This is a genomic window from Providencia sp. PROV_01, from assembly GCF_053098325.1.
The window spans coordinates 3596868-3615798 of the sequence record NZ_JBRFKD010000002.1 but is presented as its reverse complement, the minus strand read 5'-3'; the positions used below and the strand labels follow the sequence as shown (position 1 = coordinate 3615798).

15 protein-coding genes are annotated in these 18931 nt (G+C 36.3%); 12 read left to right on the top strand and 3 right to left on the bottom strand.

Annotated features, from left to right (window positions below):
• Window positions 1-177 precede the first annotated feature (177 nt).
• The 5 genes from ACU696_RS17565 to ACU696_RS17545 all read left to right on the top strand — a co-directional run bounded on the left by ACU696_RS17565 (window position 178) and on the right by ACU696_RS17545 (window position 6097).
• Window positions 178-1023: a hypothetical protein gene (locus ACU696_RS17565; RefSeq protein ID WP_209101172.1), complete on the top strand. Its 846-nt coding sequence runs from the start codon at window positions 178-180 to the stop codon at window positions 1021-1023.
• Window positions 1024-1521: 498 nt separating this feature from the next.
• On the top strand, window positions 1522-2562 hold the full coding sequence (gene nadA / locus ACU696_RS17560) for a quinolinate synthase NadA (protein WP_004909097.1): 1041 nt from the start codon (window positions 1522-1524) through the stop codon (window positions 2560-2562).
• A gap of 64 nt (window positions 2563-2626) precedes the next feature.
• Window positions 2627-3349 carry a nicotinamide riboside transporter PnuC gene (gene pnuC / locus ACU696_RS17555; RefSeq protein ID WP_109912823.1) on the top strand — a complete coding sequence of 241 codons (723 nt, stop codon included), beginning with the start codon at window positions 2627-2629 and terminating at the stop codon, window positions 3347-3349.
• A 355-nt stretch (window positions 3350-3704) separates the two neighbouring features.
• Window positions 3705-4760, top strand: coding sequence for a 3-deoxy-7-phosphoheptulonate synthase AroG (gene aroG, locus ACU696_RS17550; RefSeq protein ID WP_109912822.1), 1056 nt, complete (start codon window positions 3705-3707; stop codon window positions 4758-4760).
• A gap of 416 nt (window positions 4761-5176) precedes the next feature.
• The gene (locus ACU696_RS17545) at window positions 5177-6097 is read left to right on the top strand and encodes a hypothetical protein (protein ID WP_209101174.1); all 921 of its coding nucleotides are present in this window, start codon (window positions 5177-5179) and stop codon (window positions 6095-6097) included.
• A 65-nt stretch (window positions 6098-6162) separates the two neighbouring features.
• Here ACU696_RS17545 and ACU696_RS17540 read toward each other — a convergent pair whose 3' ends face one another.
• On the bottom strand, window positions 6163-6903 hold the full coding sequence (locus ACU696_RS17540; protein WP_109910947.1) for a hypothetical protein: 741 nt from the start codon (window positions 6901-6903) through the stop codon (window positions 6163-6165).
• Window positions 6904-7076: 173 nt separating this feature from the next.
• Complete coding sequence (gpmA, locus tag ACU696_RS17535) at window positions 7077-7829, bottom strand: 2,3-diphosphoglycerate-dependent phosphoglycerate mutase (RefSeq protein ID WP_004909107.1); 753 nt, start codon at window positions 7827-7829, stop codon at window positions 7077-7079.
• Between the two features lie 928 nt (window positions 7830-8757).
• Between gpmA and ACU696_RS17530 the strand changes: the two genes are divergently transcribed.
• From ACU696_RS17530 to ACU696_RS17500, 7 genes are all read left to right on the top strand, one after another.
• Window positions 8758-9204 carry a hypothetical protein gene (locus tag ACU696_RS17530; protein WP_109910949.1) on the top strand — a complete coding sequence of 149 codons (447 nt, stop codon included), beginning with the start codon at window positions 8758-8760 and terminating at the stop codon, window positions 9202-9204.
• A gap of 22 nt (window positions 9205-9226) precedes the next feature.
• On the top strand, window positions 9227-9547 hold the full coding sequence (locus tag ACU696_RS17525; RefSeq protein ID WP_004909112.1) for a PTS fructose transporter subunit IIB: 321 nt from the start codon (window positions 9227-9229) through the stop codon (window positions 9545-9547).
• A complete protein-coding gene (locus tag ACU696_RS17520; RefSeq protein ID WP_110731791.1) occupies window positions 9534-10652 on the top strand; it encodes a PTS fructose transporter subunit IIC in 1119 nt (372 codons plus the stop codon). Before ACU696_RS17525 ends, ACU696_RS17520 begins: the two co-directional genes overlap by 14 nt.
• 91 nt (window positions 10653-10743) lie before the next feature.
• Window positions 10744-13329: a glycoside hydrolase family 38 N-terminal domain-containing protein gene (locus ACU696_RS17515; RefSeq protein WP_209101176.1), complete on the top strand. Its 2586-nt coding sequence runs from the start codon at window positions 10744-10746 to the stop codon at window positions 13327-13329.
• A 12-nt stretch (window positions 13330-13341) separates the two neighbouring features.
• The gene (locus tag ACU696_RS17510) at window positions 13342-14892 is read left to right on the top strand and encodes a fructose PTS transporter subunit IIA (protein ID WP_123382146.1); all 1551 of its coding nucleotides are present in this window, start codon (window positions 13342-13344) and stop codon (window positions 14890-14892) included.
• 176 nt (window positions 14893-15068) lie between these two features.
• Window positions 15069-15776, top strand: coding sequence for an oligogalacturonate-specific porin KdgM family protein (locus tag ACU696_RS17505; RefSeq protein WP_109910953.1), 708 nt, complete (start codon window positions 15069-15071; stop codon window positions 15774-15776).
• A 32-nt stretch (window positions 15777-15808) separates the two neighbouring features.
• Window positions 15809-17926 (top strand): metallophosphoesterase family protein, encoded by a 2118-nt coding sequence (locus ACU696_RS17500; protein WP_109910954.1) that lies wholly within the window; start codon window positions 15809-15811, stop codon window positions 17924-17926.
• A 120-nt stretch (window positions 17927-18046) separates the two neighbouring features.
• Here ACU696_RS17500 and ACU696_RS17495 read toward each other — a convergent pair whose 3' ends face one another.
• Window positions 18047-18874 (bottom strand): CPBP family intramembrane glutamic endopeptidase, encoded by an 828-nt coding sequence (locus ACU696_RS17495; protein WP_109910955.1) that lies wholly within the window; start codon window positions 18872-18874, stop codon window positions 18047-18049.
• Window positions 18875-18931 lie beyond the last annotated feature (57 nt).

Here is an 18931-nt window from a genome sequence, read left to right as displayed (position 1 = left end):
CGTGGTGATATCGCTAATGTAAACTTAATTTAAATTTTACTTTTTGGAAAGTCTCCTGAACTTACGCTGTTTTTTATTATCTGTAGCTATATTTATAAATTATTGTTTCCCTTATTATATATTAAAATAGAATTTTATTTCTTATCAAATTATCATTTATTTTTTAAAGGGAATAAAATGAAAATAAGTATATTAAAACGAGATGATAATCTTTTTGAATTAAAAGATTATCATGAATCCATAAGTGGAAATATAAAAGAATTTCATGTAGAACTAGATACATTAACTGAACAAACATTAAAAATAGAAGCTGAACACGAGAGTATATTCCTTGCCGAAAGTTATAAGTTGGAAAGTAAACTAACATATGTTGAATATATTCAATCTAAAATATATATTGATAGGGTTAAAGTTTATATTCATACCGTTAAGAATGCTCTAGATAAATATAAGCAACTGCAAGATGAATTGCGCTTTTATATTAAAAACCCAGAAGAGATAAAAAACATTACACCAAATATCGCTGAGTGTTATGACAATGTGACAGAAAGCATTCGTAATTATCCATCCATTAGTTCTAGATTACACAGATTGTTATCCACGTTTGACTCGAAGGTTAGCCAGTTGATCACTGATACTAAAGAATATACTTTAACTTTTCACTCTTCCTTGGCTAATTTAAGATACACTGCAAGTGATATATCTTATTCGATAGGAAGTTTACAGCAATATAAACAATCGGATGAGGAATTAGAGATTAATAATGCTGAGAATGATGAACTTGAAATTATTACTGAGTATAGGCAAAAAATGGATATGTCGAGTGATAAATTAATACAAGATAGTACTAAAGAGGGTGATGCTATTAGTTACGAAAACAAAATAAAATCTGAATTACATATTGAGAGTGGAAATTTGACCGAGAATATTGCAGGGTTTTACAGTAGAGAGAAAATTCTATCTAATATAGTAAGTCATAATAATATTATAGAATCCATTTTTCTACCTATACCAATATATTAGTTGCATATCTTCCTTTGATTTATCATACCTGTCTACAGTACAAGTCGGCAGGTTGTAACTTTTTTATTTCATGACATTTATACCCGTGACTCTTCAAGTTGCAGGGCATTTCGTTGAGGTATAAGTGACTACGCTCGTCGAGCCACAGAGTTTATCTATGCACTCCGTCTATTTTCCTTGTCGCCTGCCCGCAACCCGAATTATTGGGGGATATAAAATTAACGTGTACGATCCCTATTACATATACAAGTTAGCCTCTTAATTAAACACCATCTATTGATAAATCAAAGAGCAATCAACTTTTGCTTTCATGCAGGGTATATCCTTTGAGGAGAATCGCTAATGGGGAGGAAATGATGCTAGATAAGTAAAAATAGTGAAGACTTATTGAGCAAATTAGCGTATCGTGTTTAGTATATAAAACAAGAATTGTGAATTTAGGCGGTTTTTAGCTTGGTTTAACTATTAAAATCGCTTTTTGCTAAACAGAGGCAACCAATGAGCGTGTTTATCGATTTTGACCAGTCAGTTTATCCATTCCCAGCAAAACCCGCACGATTAAGCTCGGATGAAAAATCATTTTATCGGCAGCGGATCAAATCGCTTTTGTTCGAAAAAAATGCGGTGATCGTTGCACATTACTATACTGACCCTGAAATTCAAGCATTGGCTGAAGAAACGGGGGGTTGTGTCGCAGACTCTCTTGAAATGGCGCGTTTTGGTGCAAAGCATTCGGCATCAACTTTGGTTGTTGCTGGGGTGAAATTTATGGGCGAAACTGCAAAAATTCTCAGCCCAGAAAAGCAAGTCTTAATGCCGACATTAGAAGCCCAATGTTCCCTTGATATTGGTTGTCCTGAAGCGGAGTTTATCCGTTTTTGTGATGAGCACCCAGATAGAACCGTAGTGGTGTATGCCAATACCTCTGCAGCAGTTAAAGCTCGGGCTGATTGGGTTGTGACCTCAAGTATCGCAGTGGAATTGATTGAACACTTAGACAGCTTAGGTGAAAAAATTATTTGGGCTCCTGACCGCCATCTCGGACGTTATGTTCAACAGCAAACTGGGGCAGATATTCTGTGTTGGCAGGGGGCTTGTATTGTTCATGATGAATTTAAAACGCAATCATTAGAAAAAATGAAAGCACTATACCCTGAAGCAGCGGTATTGGTGCACCCTGAATCACCCCAAGCGATTGTCGACCTAGCGGATGCGGTTGGTTCTACAAGTCAATTAATTAAAGCAGCACAAAATTTACCTAACCCATCGATGATAGTGGCGACGGATAAAGGTATTTTTTACAAAATGCAGCAAGCTTGCCCCGAGAAGACGCTTTACATCGCTCCAACAGCGGGTGAGGGCGCTACATGCCGTACTTGTGCACATTGCCCTTGGATGGCAATGAATGGCTTAAAAGCGATTGCTGACGCCTTAGAAGGGAATACGCAAGATCATCAAATTCATGTCAGTGAGATATTACGAGAAAAAGCATTACGACCATTAAATAAGATGCTAGATTTTGCAGAGAGTCTAAAATAATAAATTCAATTTAATGAAGTACTGAGCAATACAACATTAACGATCACTTATAAAGGATTTTGGGATGGATTTCTTTAGTACAGCCAATACGTTAGTGCAGATCCCGCTATGGGGTTCAGTTTATGATTTATCTTACATTGAAGCCGTGGGTACAATTGCCGGCTTACTTTGCATCTTGCTTGCCAGCTTAGAAAAAACGATTAATTATCTGTTTGGGCTAATTAACGTTTCTCTGTTTGCAGTTATTTTCTTTCAAATTCAGCTATATGCAAATTTATTGCTACAGATATTTTTCTTTGTCGCCAATATTTATGGCTGGTATGCATGGAGTAGGGTCACCAGTTCGCAGCAAGCAGAGTTAAAAATTCGTTGGTTGAGCTTACCAAAAGCGGCTATAACACTGGTTATTTCAGTCGTTGCTATTATTTATCTCACATTTAATATTGATGCAGTATTTGGCGTACTAGCAAGATGGGCAGTCGAGTTGTTAAATCTGTTTGGTGCCAACCTTGCGATGCCTACGATAGAACCGGATGCATTCCCATTCTGGGATTCTGCAATGACCATACTTTCTGTCGTCGCAATGATCTTGATGACGCGTAAGTATGTAGAAAACTGGCTACTGTGGGTCATTATTAATGTGATTAGTATTGTTATTTTCTTTATTCAAGGTGTTTATGCGATGTCTTTAGAATACTTAATTTTGTTAGGTATCGCGGTCAATGGCTCCAGACTTTGGATAAAATCAGCTAAAGAGAATGGCTCCTCACCAATTTCGCGTATTTAGCCAGAAAAAATCCGATAAAACGGCTAAAGTGACATCATCGTTGTTTAGCTGTTTTAGTTATTCTTTGCTCTGCTAAATGGGTTTTTAGCTTGTTTATTGTGCTAAATATCAGCCTTTCACCTCATTTTATAATTAGCGATTAATAAAACCATGGTTTTATCGTGCGTTTGCCTGTTTACAGACTTCGGTTGAACGGTTAGATTAAAAATTCGATGCTAATTATCTTGTAAGTTTTTTAAGTCCAGTGAAGTCATTCACCGTTCCGCTCAACGCTTTACTCAAGCGCAGTAACTTGGGAGAAACCTAGCATGCAAATCAACTACAGTAAAAAATAATAAACATTGGATATACGGGTATGAATTATCAGAACGATGACGTCAGAATAAAACAAATAAAAGAATTATTACCACCAATTGCTCTGCTTGAAAAATTTCCAGCAACCGATAAAGCTGCGTTTACCGTTCATGAAGCACGCCTCGCTATCCACAATATTTTAGCAGGCAAGGACGACCGTTTGGTTGTCGTCATCGGGCCTTGCTCAATCCATGATACTAAAGCGGCTTTAGAGTACGCAGAGCGTTTAGGTAAATTGCGTGAAGAACTTAAAGGTTCTTTAGAAATTGTCATGCGTGTATATTTTGAAAAGCCGCGCACCACAGTGGGTTGGAAAGGGTTGATCAACGACCCTAAAATGGATTGTAGCTTTGATATTAACGAAGGTTTGCGTATTGCACGTGAATTGCTGTTAACAATCAATAACCAAGGTTTACCGACTGCAGGTGAATTCTTAGATGTTATTAGCCCGCAATATGTTGCAGATTTGATGAGTTGGGGAGCAATCGGTGCTCGTACGACGGAATCACAAATTCACCGTGAATTAGCGTCAGGTTTATCTTGTCCTGTCGGTTTTAAAAATGGTACCGATGGCACGATTAAAATTGCCATTGATGCAATTAATTCAGCGCGCTCAGCTCATTGTTTCTTATCGGTCACTAAATGGGGGCATTCTGCCATTGTGAACACTAGCGGAAACCCTGATTGTCATATTATTTTACGCGGCGGTAAAGAACCAAATTACAGTGCTAAACATGTACAAGAAGTACGTGAAGGGCTAGAAAAAGCAGGGCTTGTACCGAGTATTATGATTGACTTTAGCCATGCGAATAGCTGTAAAAAATTCGAGAAACAAATGGAAGTGGCGACCGATGTGAGCGAGCAAATCCGTAATGGTGACCGTTCTATTACAGGGATTATGATTGAAAGTAATCTTGTTGAAGGTAACCAAAACTTAGAATCGGGCGAGCCATTAGTTTATGGTAAAAGTGTCACTGATGCATGTATTGGTTGGGATGATACTGAAAAAGTTTTACGTCAATTATCTGATGCAGTGATTACACGTCGTACGAAATAAATATCTTCTTTTTAAAATAAAAAGCTAATTCTATAATTGAATTGGCTTTTTTAATATTTATATAATTATAAATATTAAGCTCTCTAGTTTCAATCCATATGAAATATATTATTTTCATTTTTAATGTTTGTGTGTTATTAAATATTAAATAAAAATTTGTTTATTTTATTAGGTTGGGTTAAATTGATTTTAAACCTAATTATTGAAGTGTGATATTTTTTATTCACTATCTTAGTTGTTAGATTTTATTTGGCTCTTAGAGGCTTATTTAATGGAATGATTTTTTAATTTTACTAGCAAATATGCTTTTCTAGAATCTATGGTTAATTTTATCAATTTATTAAGTGTGATTTAGTGAAAGTTATTTTGTTAAATTTAGTTATGATTAAATAAATATGGAAAGTAAAGGAAATAAAATGGAAAAAAATATCAAAGTTGAATTGAATCGTAATATATATATGAGAATAAATTCACATGATTTAGGTGTGTATATTGATTCTGGAGAGAAAATTTATCATATAATGAGTAACAGTACAGAAAAATACATTAAAATTTTTTCTGATAAGAAAGATATGGGGGAGATTAGTGAAAAAAAATTACAGCAGATTAAAGATTATATTCTAGAAGTTAATAATTATGCTATTGGAACACTAAAGCAGATAAGTAGTATAATTGATTTCAAGGAAATGATTATCAAATATTTTAATTCTGAAAGCCTTGATGAAAGAGAGTCATTACTTAAAGAATTAAGTGAATATGGAAGTAAATTAGTTAAAGAAGAGCCTTATTTAAAGTATGTATTCGATGTTATTGATACTGATGGAATGAATGATAAACTATTTCATGAATTGAAGTCAATTGACAATGAATTTTCAGAACTAGCTAAAAACTCTAGGTATGGAAGTAATAGTGTACATTCTTTAGTTAATAATGTTAAGGAATTTCTTGCGGATAAAGAAGCTTTTTATTCGGATTATATTGGCGAACTAAACAGTAATCAGAAAATGGTTGATTTGTATGATTCAATGGCAAAAAATTATCAGAAACAAATATTTGATAAGTGTCTTCAGGGATCTCTAACGGAAGCAAGAGAAATAGAAACCAAATATAACGATACTATAAGTAACCGAGATATTTTCGAGTCTCATATAACTCATACTAAATCAACGATGAAAGCGTACAAAGAGGCGATTAGAAAACAAGAAGATGGAACTCAAAACTTTGTTTCTGTTATGGCAGGTTTTGCTCCAGCAGATATGAGTTTTGGGGTGAGGAATGATCATCAAATTAATTCACTCAGCCATACACAGATTATTCACCCAGCTATATACAACTAATAGTAAAATTTAATTAATAAAATTCTCTGTCAATATATTTATTGGCAGAGAATATTATCCTCTAGTTATTTTTGTATTTTACTCAATAACTCCATTAGCTTAGCTTTCTCTTCAGATGTTGCATTAGCTGGCGTTGCCGTTAATTGCAATACTTCATTGTCGGTCTGAACATCGAAATGCACTTTTCCTTTTTCACCTTTCACGTAAGTGACATCTTTTAAGGGAATACGGTAACAATGAGCAAAAATATTGGGGCGAATATATAAATGAGCATCTTTGACGGCTAAATAAACGCCATCTCCCGCTTTTTTGCCGAAGTAACCAAGAAAAATGGTAAAAACAAACAGGAACATCCCTAAACTTTGGCTTAATATAATGAAAGTGATACTGATTAAACCAAGTGCGCCGACTAAAATACGGTTATTACGTTTGTTGAACTCAACACGTTGGTCAAATTGAACATTTAAAGATGTATCAAATTGGTTTAGTTGATGATAGCGCCAGCGGATCGCAGAGAAAATCATTCCCATAGTAAATACAATGGTGATTGGCATCAATGCTAGGCTACTTAATATCGTAAGAACAATGGATAACCGAGGTTTATAAGCCATCACCATCATACTAATAATTTGTACTGGAAAGCTGACACAGGCAATGATCATTAAGGTTTTCATCAGCTCAGCATTAGCTGCACCATTTGAACCATCAACGACTAATTCGCCACCTTGGATCATATACAGCAGAGAGCCTAAGATACTGGCGCTCAATACAAGACCAACCCAAACATACATATTAAATTTGTTCATTTTGTTGTTTTATCAACCTTTCAATGTGTTTTCCCTATGATAGCCGCTTATTCCTCTTTCTAAAACTAACAGTTAGTGTTTTTTGTTATAGAGGGAATAAGGTCATATTTCAGATAATAAAAAAGGGCTAAGCAAATGGCTTAACCCTTCTGTATTAAAGATAAAGTAAGTAATTACTTCGCTTTACCTTGGTTTGCAACTGCAGCTTGTTTAGCAGCGATTTCATCTTGGTTACCTAGGTAGTAACGTTTGATTGGTTTCATGTTTTCATCGAATTCATAAACCATTGGTACCGCAGTTGGGATATTTAATTCAAGAATTTCATCTTCACTTAAGTTGTCTAAGTGTTTAACTAAAGCACGCAGTGAGTTACCGTGAGCGGCAATGATCACTTTCTCACCACTGGTGACACGTGGTTTGATCACTTCTTCCCAATAAGGGACAACACGTTCAATTGTTGTTGCTAAGCTTTCAGTGACTGGTAATTCGTTTTCTGACAGTTTCGCATAGCGAGGGTCGTGGCCAGGGAAGCGTTCATCATCTTTAGTCAGGTCAGGTGGTGTGATGGCAAAGCCACGACGCCATAATTTAACTTGTTCGTCACCGTATTTTGCTGCGGTTTCTGATTTGTCTAAACCTTGCAGAGCACCGTAATGACGTTCATTTAATTTCCAGCTTTTTTCGACTGGTAACCATGATTGTTCAACTTGATCAAGGATGTTCCATAAAGTATGGATAGCGCGTTTCAGAACGGAAGTGTAAGCAAAATCAAAAACAAAACCTTCGTCTTTTAGCAGTTGGCCTGCAATTTTTGCTTCTTCGCGGCCTTTATCAGACAGTTCTACGTCAGTCCAACCTGTGAAGCGGTTCTCTTTGTTCCACTCACTTTCACCGTGTCTTACTAAAACCAGTTTAGTTACAGCCATAGCTAAAACTCCTATCAGTACATTCTAATTAGAAATGAATTGTTGCTGACCTACATTATAGGGATAGTCAACTCGAACGCCAGTAGCAACTTGCGTTTTCTCCCTATCTATGTGAAAAACAAATTTTACATGAGGGTAATGACTTGTTTTCTAAGTTTGTAGATCCTGTGGATACTCTAAATTTAACTCGAATTGAATCGATACAGCAAGCGATGAAATGACGGTTTGTACATTCTTATGATGGATATCAAGCAAAGTGCCTAATAACTTTAAGGCAAAGAACTGGTAGTTGGTTGTTTTTTTACAAATTACTGATGATTGCTGTTTAAACCAAGTTTGTTTTTTCACCATAAGTTTTTTGTTCGGTGATTGAGGTACACTGACTCGTTTGAACATTGTGCTTGAAGTCGTGAGTTTGTAATGGTCTAATGATCTGATAACATTGAAAATGTTATCAGCTTTTGATGAATTACATTGTCTCACTTATTGAGCAATATAAATTTAATGAGTTAAGCATTAATCAATACTTCATTATTCTGACCTATCTTAAATTTGTTATTTTTCAAATTTTTTATTTCATTAAATTCCTTTTAATTAAGCTTGTGGGTTGAATCGCATTCTATATAAAAATGCATAAAAATACTTTTTTTGAATTAATATAAAGAAGCCAGATTAATAATTTATATTATTGTGGAATTTCCAGTTTTTTATTCTTTTGCTTTTTTTACTAAAATATATTTTTAAAATAAAAAATATTTTTATAATTTAATCTAAGTCATTAATAATCAATTTATTATTAATTAACGAAGGTCGTTAATAAGGTTTTGACGGTTTTAATTTATATCTATTTTAATAAATGAGTGTGGAATCACAGTAATTTTCTATTTTATACGTTTAGAATGATGCCAATTTCTAAAGGGGAAACACGATGTCTTTACATTTTGCTTCATTTTTTAAGACCTGCATTTTATTTTTGCTGTCACTTGATAGCAAAATGAAGGCTTTATTGAGCAAAATTTGCTGGTTTGTTCCCGTTACCTCTTTAGAAAAAGACGAATCCGAATACCCTAACCAATTAGAAAATGATTTTTCAGTTAATTGGTCGCAATTATGGCTGAGTGCACAGACGCTTTATACCGAATTATTTGCTAGCGGTGTGGTTAAAGTAGAAAGAAAGTATTACGTAAAGCCATTAATATCACTGAATATTCGTAAGCGTTACGAATTGCTATTTTTGTTCCTTGTTTCTAGTTTACGTCACATGATGACTTGCCGTCATTCTAGTGGTGCGCCTGGAAATTTGGCTAATTTAACTTTAATTGTCTTTCAAAAGCACAATGCGCGTTTTCGCCATTGTGCTTTTTTTATTACCTGAATTAAATTTTTAAGGAGTTGTTATGTTTATTATCTGTGTCGCTGCTTGTCCTACTGGTGTTGCTCATACTTATATGGCAGCGGAAGCATTGGATATCGTAGGGAAAAAACGTGGTCACGAAATCAAAGTTGAGACCCAAGGGAGTATGGGAATTGAAAATGAAATTACCAGTGACGACTTAGCAAGAGCAGATGCGGTCATTTTGGCTGCTGATGTCGCTGTTATTAATAAGGAACGATTTGATGGAATGATTAAGCTTGAATGTAGCGTTGCTGATCCAATTAAGTATGGCGATGCAATTATTGATGCCATCGAGGAGGAAATGAAGAATGGGGCAGTTTAATGGTGCGTCTAAATTAGGTATTGGTACGGAAATTAAAAATGCCATTATGACTGGTGTGTCATGGATGCTGCCATTTGTTATTGCTGGTGCGGTAATTATGGGGATAGCGCGTATTGGTGCATCTTTATATGGCATTGATAATATTTGGGATGCAAGCCATCAGGATGCGACAAATTTTGTGGTGCAAATGCTTCATAAATTTGATGGTTTTGGTGGGTTAGCGTTATCACTCATGTTACCCATTGTTGCGGGTTATATCAGTTTTGCGATTGCGAATAAACCCGGACTAGCGCCAGGCATGGTTGGCGGCCTATTGGCTAGCAATTTAGGGACGGGGTTTTTAGGTGCATTAGCGGCAGGATTTATTGCGGGTTACATTGTTCGTTTATTAGCGAAATATACGAAATTACCCAAATCACTTGCATCAGCAGGACCTATTTTTATTTTACCAGTCGGGGGTACATTACTCACCTGTATTATTATGGCATTTGTGATTGGTGCACCTTTAGCGGCACTTAATCATGGTATGGAACAATGGCTTTTATCAATGTCGGGATCTAACAAAATTATTCTTGCTGCCGTTATTGGTGCCATGGTTGGATTTGACCTTGGGGGGCCAGTTAATAAAGCGGCTGTAACTACTGCAATGGCATTATTAGCATCGGAAATTTATGAGCCAAATACTGCGGCTCAAGTGGCTATTATTATTCCCCCAATTGGCATTGGCTTAGCAACGTTAATTTGGGCAAAACGTTTTCCTGAGTCATTACGAGAGGCTGGCAAAGCGTCGACATTAATGGGGTTAATTGGTGTTTCAGAGGGTGCAATTCCATTTGCGCTGGCAAATCCAAAAATTATTATTATTAATATAGTTGGTGCAGCAACAGGTGCGGCGATGGCAGTTGGTTTAGGTGCAATAAATCATGCGCCTATTTCAGGGTTTTATGGCTGGTTGGCCGTAGATAAATGGCCGATATATATATTATCGGTTGCTGTAGGATCTGGAATTATCACTGTTGGTTCTTTATTAATATTTCGTGGAAATAAAACGATAGAAACTAAAAAAATAGAAACGGCGATTCCTAAATTTAAAGTCGGACGTTAATTAGAACTTTATCTTAATAATCTTATGCTGTGTTAATTAGCGTGAATAACGTGACGGGTTTGTTCTGCTAAAAATATTTTAAGGTCATAAAATGAAAACGGTACATTTAATTCAACATACGCACTGGGATCGTGAATGGTATTTCACTGAGAATGATTCAAAAATTGTTCTTTATTATTTCATGAATGATTTAATAAAACATTTAGAAGAAGACCCTTCTCTTGGCCCATTTGTCTTAGATGGACAGACTGTAGTGTTGGAAGATTATTTACAGGTTGCACCAGAAAGGCGTGATTGTTTACAGAAATTAATTAAACAAGATCGAATTCTTATTGGGCCTTGGTATACACAAACGGATTTTTTAGTGGTGGGAGCTGAATCCATTACGCGTAATTTATTATTGGGCAAAGCCGATTGTGATCAATGGGAAAATTATATGCCAATAGGTTATGTACCTGATTCATTTGGACAAAGTTCGCAACTTCCAATGTTTTTACAAGAGTTTGGCATTAACCATGCGGTGGTATGGCGCGGCTGGTGTGAACATGATGTTGCCAGTAGTGAATTTATTTGGAAATCGCAGTCAGGCCATCGAGTCACTACGGCGGTATTACCTTGGGGGTATGGTTGTGCGAAATGGTTGCCTGATAACCCGGAAAAAGCGTCAGCTGTTTTGCCTGCAATCCTAGAAAAACAGGCTCGGTTTGCTCATTCGGACCAGATATTGTTACCTAATGGTAATGACCAGTCGCCATTTGAGTATGCCGTTCCTAGAATGCTTGAGCAGCTAAATAAAGTACAAAATGACTATTATTTTGTCAAAAGTAGCTTTAGTGCATTTTTTGATGCGCTTCAAGCTAATAGTTCGGGATTACCTGAATTCGAAGGTGAATTACTGAGCTCGAAATATATGCGTGTCCACCGCGGTATTTTTTCCACACGGGTGGATATCAAATTATTAAATGCGCAGTTAGAGCAATTTGTTAGCCAACAACTCGAGCCACTTTTGGCGATTAATTGGCGGCTTGGTTTGCCTTACCCACAAACCGCGATTGATAATATTTGGCGCAAAGCGATGCAGTCGCATGCCCACGACAGTATTGGTGGGTGTAACTCTGACCGTGTTAATAGCATGGTAAAAGCGCGCTTAAAAGACGGCTTAGAAAGTGCGAATCAACTGTTTGATCTGAATATGAAAATGCTTGCTTGTGGGATAGAGGCGACCCAAGAAGGTAAAAAAGTGATTATCTTCAATTCATTGCCACATAAAAGAGATGCGCAGGTTCGCATTACACTTTATACACCGGAAAAACAATTTTGTATTAAGGACGATGCAGGAAGACCTTGCCGCTGGCAACTTATTCACGAAGAAAAACAGGATATGTCATTGATCGTACAGGAACTAGCAAATAGTACAACAACGACATGGTATCGGAAGTGTGAAATATTACTTGAAGCGAAAGACTTGCCTTCCTGTGGTTATCGGACTTTTTATTTACTTGAAGGTGAAAATGCGGGCTTTGACACTCCTACCCATATTCAGGCTGAGAATATATTAGAAAATGAATGGTTGAAGCTCGAAATACATCAAGGGCAGTTGATGCTAACCGATAAACGCAGTCAGCAGCATTATCCGAACATTCTTCGGTTAATTGATGGTGGGGACGCAGGGGATAATTATAACTATTCGCCACCTGAAAATGATTGGTTAATCAGTAGTGATGGCCATTTAGAGCAATTTGATTGTATCAGGGCGCCTTTAATGGATTCGCTTATGCTTAATTGGCTGATACCCGTTCCTCAAAATGCGATGGCCCGCCAAGAAAAGCAAGCTAATGCGCATTTAACTGCCACCATGAAACTTTCTTTGCCTCATGATAAGGCATGGTTAGATGTTGAAATCACGATCAATAATACAGTCGAAGACCATCGAATCCAGGTAGAGATCCCTACGGTAGTTCAACAGGTATTTCATTTCGCAGACCAACCTTTTGGTTTGATCCAGCGAGAAAATCAGCCAGCTGCCATGAAAATATGGCGAGAAGAAAACTGGACGGAAGCACCAACGGCACTCTATCCAATGCAAAGTTTGGTAATGCAATATGATGATAAAAAAGGTATGTGTGTTGTTACGAAAGGGCTCAGAGAGTATGAGATACCAGCAAACCAAACCGATATTATTCGCGTAACCCTGCTGCGCAGTGTGGGTTGGTTAGGCCAAGCCAATCTCACTTGGCGGCCGGGACGTGCATCGGGTATGGTTCTTCCATCACCAGAGTCACAAATTCAGGGGCTCCATCATTTCCATTTTGCCATACTACCGATAGACAATAGTCAAAGTTCCCAACTTTGGCGTGATATTGAGCATTGGCGTTTACCTGCGTTTGGTTACCTAGACTCTGGTTGGTCTCAATTTAAAACTAACCCTCATTATATTGTTTTTCCTGATATTTATAGTTTATTGACGTGGGATAGCGAGCTGCATTTCAGCACTTTGAAAAAAGCACAGAACCAAGAATCACTTATTTTACGAGGGTGGAACCCAAGTAGTGAAACCAAAACTTATTCAGAGCCTAAGTCGAATACACAGATACACCAAGTTACTTTATCGGAGTCTCCATGCATAAATACAGATAAAGCAGCCCCTTGTACGCCTGTGTCTTGGTTGATTAATTAATAAGGAAAAGTAATGAAAGTACTTACATTTCGTTGTGAGTTACCAAATGGTATTCATGCAAGACCAGCGAGTGCAATTGAGCAAAAAACAGCTTGTTTTCAATCAGATATTTTACTTTTTAATAAAAGTAAACAACGCCAAGCCAATGCGAAAAGTGTGCTGGCTCTTGTTGGTGCAGATGTCACTGTTGGTGACGAATGTTATTTTACAATCAGTGGAAATGATGAAAATCTAGCTTATGAAAAACTAAAAATATTTATTGAGCAAGAGTTTATTCATTGTGATGGATTAATGCCGAAAAAAGATAAACCAGAACAAGGAATGATCCCGATATATCTGAGCCGGACACTATCCCAAATTATTCAGGGTGACGGTGTTAGCAAAGGTATTGCAAAAGGTAGGTCTATTTATATGGAATCTTTTGATTTACAAAAGATTTCATTATCAGAGCCATCGAGTTCACAATCAGAGCAATGTGAAATACTAAAACTTGCGTTACAAAGAGCTCGTCAGCAATTTAGTCTAGACATTCAGCAAGCTGATAAAGCAGCGGTTGATATTCTAGAGGCACAAAGCCAATTATTGGATGATGAGGATATTGAAGCCTGCTTGCTTGAACCAAGAGAGGCACGTAATGCGATTGCGGCGTTATCAATGGCAATTGAGGAACTCAGCTTGCCATTTCGAAGCAGTAGTAATGAATATTTACGCCAACGTGAGTTAGATATTAAGGATTTGGGATTGCGTATAGCGAGGCATCTTGGTATTCAATCTAAAATACAACTTCCTAAATTAACAGAAGATTCGATTATTATTTGTCAAGGATTACTAACTCCAAGCGAATTATTGGCATTGAGAGGTGAATATTTGCAAGGTATTGTGATGGCTACAGGCGCAGAAATATCACATACCGTTATTTTAGCGCAATCTTTCTCTCTTCCTTTAATATGCCTTTCATCCTCTATGATTGAATCAATCCAATCTGCTCATGTTTTATTGGTAGACACGCAATACGATTTATTAATTATTGAACCTGATGTATATGCAGATAATTGGTTCAAGCTTGAAAAATATAAATTATCTCATTTGGCTATTTCTACGAATAAACCAAAAATTAATTATTCAGTATTGGATCCGTCTTTAATTTTTCTTGATGAAAAAATGGAAAGTAAAGAGGAAGTCATTAAACGATTAACTGATAATTTAGAGATTAATCATCGAGCTGATTCAGGGGCACAAGTTGAACAAGCAATATGGCAGAGGGAAGAAATTTTTAGTACGGCATTAGGTTTCTCAATTGCAATACCGCACTGTAAATCACCTTTTGTTAAACATAGTAGTATTTCAGTATTGCGTTTACCGAATGAGCTAGCGTGGGGAGACAATGTTGATGTTAAATTGGTAATTATGCTAACAATTAATGATTCAGATGAAAATCAGCATATGCGAATCTTTTCTGTTCTCGCACGTAAATTAATGCATGAGTCTTTTAGAAATGAAATATTAAATGCGAAAAAATCAAAATATATTGTTGATTTATTAAAGTTGGAATTAGGGATGTGAGATAAGAATATAAAATAATTTTAAAATTTTAATAAGGTTAATTTTCTTTTAAGTTACTTAAAGGGATGGGATGGTTTTTTCAAAAAAATAAGGAGTGTATATACATAAAAGATAACTAATAACTCATTGTTTTAATCGTTAAATAAAAAATAAATATTAATTATAGGAATCAGTTTATGAAAAACTTAACTCTAGGTATCTCTACGTTATTATTTTGCACAGCAGCGAATGCGACATATATTGACTATCGTCATGAATGGTTAGGGGATGAGCATCGTCATGAAGATCGTGTCAAAATTGGCCATAGCATGCAAAATGGAACTTATTTTAGCCTTGAAGGAAAATGGAGAAGCCGAGATGGCGGTTTCGGTGAAAACCTATCATCAAAAGGAAATGAGGTTGAAGTCGGTTATAAATATAAAGCCACAAAAGATTTTGTTTTAACTCCTTCTTTTGCGCTAGATTCAGGAGATAAAGATACAGCTTATAAATTCAGTGTCAAAGCTGCTTATAATTTAACGGATGATTTTAATATTGGAACTCGTTTACGTTATGGCGTAAGGCATTATGATAACTCTAATAAGCCTAAAAAAGATAATCAACATTATTGGCAGAGTAATTTTTATTTAGGTTATAAGTTGCAAGATTTCTCATTAAGTTATGACTTTGAATATAAATTTGATACTGATTATCCCGCATATAAAGGTAAAGAAAAGGATTATGCACATAATCTGAATGTGTCTTGGATTGGTAATAAGACATGGGTTCCTTATATTGAATTAGGCTATGTTTCCTATGATGACGGTTCATACGTCAAAAATGGACAAACTTACCGTGATGCATGGCAGTGGCGTTATCGTGTTGGCATTGCATATAACTTCTGATAGAAATAGTTAATTATCTAAAGGGAACAAATATGAACAATAAATTAAAATATGGTTTTGCCCTTGCATTAATGTCCGTTGGAACTGTCGCAATGGCAAATGACCCTACGGCTCAATCTTATAATTATCGCGTCGCGTTTATGCCCGACATCCATTTTCATGATGTTTATGGGCAGTTTGCTGATAATGCATTTGAAGGATTAAAAAATAGTAAAAGTGGTCAAAATGCCGTTATTCGTTCTATGTATGCGCAATTAACTTCTACGCGTTTATTTAATGAAAATTATTTTGCTCTACGTGCTGCACTTGATGATGCAGGTAAGAAAGGTATTAAACTCATTGCATTACCTGGCGATTTTACCGATGACGGCCAACCTATTCATTTACGTGGGCTAGTGAAAGTCTTGCAAGAGTACGAGCAAAAATATGGTATGCGTTTCTTTGCAACGCCAGGAAATCATGATCCGAACCGCCCATTTGATATGCCAGCAGGAAAGGAAGATTTTCTTGGAATTGATGGTAAAACTCAACGTATCTTTAGTTTAGGGGCTAATGAGTGTACGGGATATAAAGGAAAAACGGCCGTTATAGAAACGGGCGCTGAGTTACCGACAATTTGTACCGAAGAAATGGTATATAGTGGTTATGGTCGAGTGATGGATGCAATGAAATCGTTTGGTATTAATCCACTACCAGAAGATATTTATTGGGAAACGCCATACTCAAACTATGATTCTCAAGGTTACAGCTATGAAGCAGCTTTAAAATCCAGTGATTTTAACCAAAGACAGTATGAAATTTGTACTCAAGGAACAGGCGGTAAATATAAGCAGGAGGGATATGGGCCTTGTTTTAATGTTGCAGACAGTAGTTACCTTGTTGAGCCTACTCCTGGTTTGTGGTTAATGGCCGTTGATGCCAATGTCTATGTTCCTTCTGAAAAAGCAGATATTAACCACCCTAAGGCGGCTAAAAACTTTGCGGGGTCGGGGAATGCGGGTTACAACAAAATGTTGACATACAAACAACAGACTGTTGAGTGGATGGCGGATGTTGCAAAGCGCGCGAAAGAACAAAATAAAACATTAATCACGTTTAGCCATTTTCCGATGGTTGAATTTGATAATGGCGCAGCGGATGACCTTGAAACCATTTTTGGTAAAGGTAAATTTCAGTTAGAAAGGGCTCCAAAAGAAGACACGAGCCATGCAATGGCAAAAACAGGCATCGGTGTTCATGTTGGCGGTCATATGCATTTTAATGATACAGGTGTACGTAAGTATTCGGATGGCAGCTTACTTTTTAATATTCAAGCTCCCTCAATGGCAGCATATGTCCCTGCTTATAAAATATTGAATTTTAGAAATGCCAATGAAATTGATGTGCAAACTATTATAATAGAAGATGTACCTCGGTTTGATGAGTTATTTGAGCACTATCAGCAAGAATGGGATCACCTCAAAAATACCAACTCGTCGCATCTTTGGAATAAAGATATCTTAAGCGCAAATAATTATTATGACTTCACTAATTGGCATATTACTGAACTGACACGTTTACGTTTTATTCCAGAGGAATGGCCATGTGAAATTCGTCAAATGTTATTTAGTTTGAATGGTGAAGAGATGCTTATTTTAAGCCAATTAGATACAAAGAAAGCTTATAATGAAGTATTAACGGCACCATTGAGCCAAAATCATGAAATCTGTGCAAACGACCCTGGGACTGTTAATGTCACCGAAATCTATTTGAAGAAAGACTCTGATGCATGGAAAAAAGCCAGTGATAAAGCCGCTATTCTTGCTAAAAATACAGGGTATCAGTTAAAGGACTTTGCAAAATGGAATGGTTTTGATCTTGCTGTGGATTTTTATCGTTTACGTAATGCAGACGAGCTTGCGTTACAAGATATACCTGTAGAAAGATTAAATCAGTATCGATTCCTCACAGGAACCTTGTTATCGTCATTACCAACTGAGACTGACAAAATTAATGCGGGTAGTTCATTTGAAAATATTTTTAAATTACGTTTTGGCAGTATTTTCACTGTAATTGATAAATATCTACAAGGAAATCCGAGTCGAGATTTTTATCTTAATATTGAGTCTGGTGAAATTAAACCAATGAATGTTAATCAAGCTAGTAATTAGATTAACGATAGATAACATGGCTATAATAATGAAAAATCACTAACATCACTTGTGTTAGTGATTTTTTATGATAAAAATCATCCAGTTTATGGGGGATTATGAATTTTCAATTCGCTAATATTAACTAGTAACCAACTTAAATGGGTAAGTAAAAAATAATAGATGCCCTAAATTCAACCCGAAATGAATTGATACCGCCAGCCATAATTTACCACTCCACATCCAAGCTAAGCCATAAATCAAACCAGCTAACGTAGCAAAGAGAATTAACAACGGCCCACCAGCAAAATGCACTGCACCAAATAACAGTGAAGTAATAACTAATGCGAGGTAAGGTGATTTTAACCAAAGGGTTAGGCGTTGCTGTAAATAGCCACGAAATAGCGCTTCTTCTGCTAATGAAACAAAAAATAGATTACAGAGCATAAAAGCAGGTAACCAACTAGGAAAATGCCATTCAAAGGCTAACCCACCAGCAGCAGTCGCAATTAGCAATAAAAGTGGAACAAAACTAACTAATAGTGCCCATTGAACTTTAGTTGCATGTTTGGCTGGACGGCAAATAAATAATGTTGGTAAGCAGGCAAGTAAAATAAAAGGGACGAGTGCCTTATCAAAATTAAAATACATTGTGAAAGGAGCGCTATGTGTTCCTACTGTGACTTTATCTAGATATTTCAGGTTATTAAAACCAGGAAATAAGTGAATGAATAACCCGATCGCACAGATTAGTAAGGTGATTTCACTGATAATTTTTATGGGTAGGTAGTGTTGGAAACGCAAACGAATAATGGCAATTAACGTAATACAAGCTAAGAGTAGAATCGCTTGCCAATCAATAATGTGTGTGTATGCAGCAGTAATGATTGTGCAGATGAGTAAAAAAAGAGCAATTAAACGATGTGTTGCAAGTGTAGCAAGTGAAGAGGCTAACATTAACCAAGCCATAAAGAATATCCATTATAATGTCTAAATTATTAGAAGAGGCGAAGTGTAATGATTTTG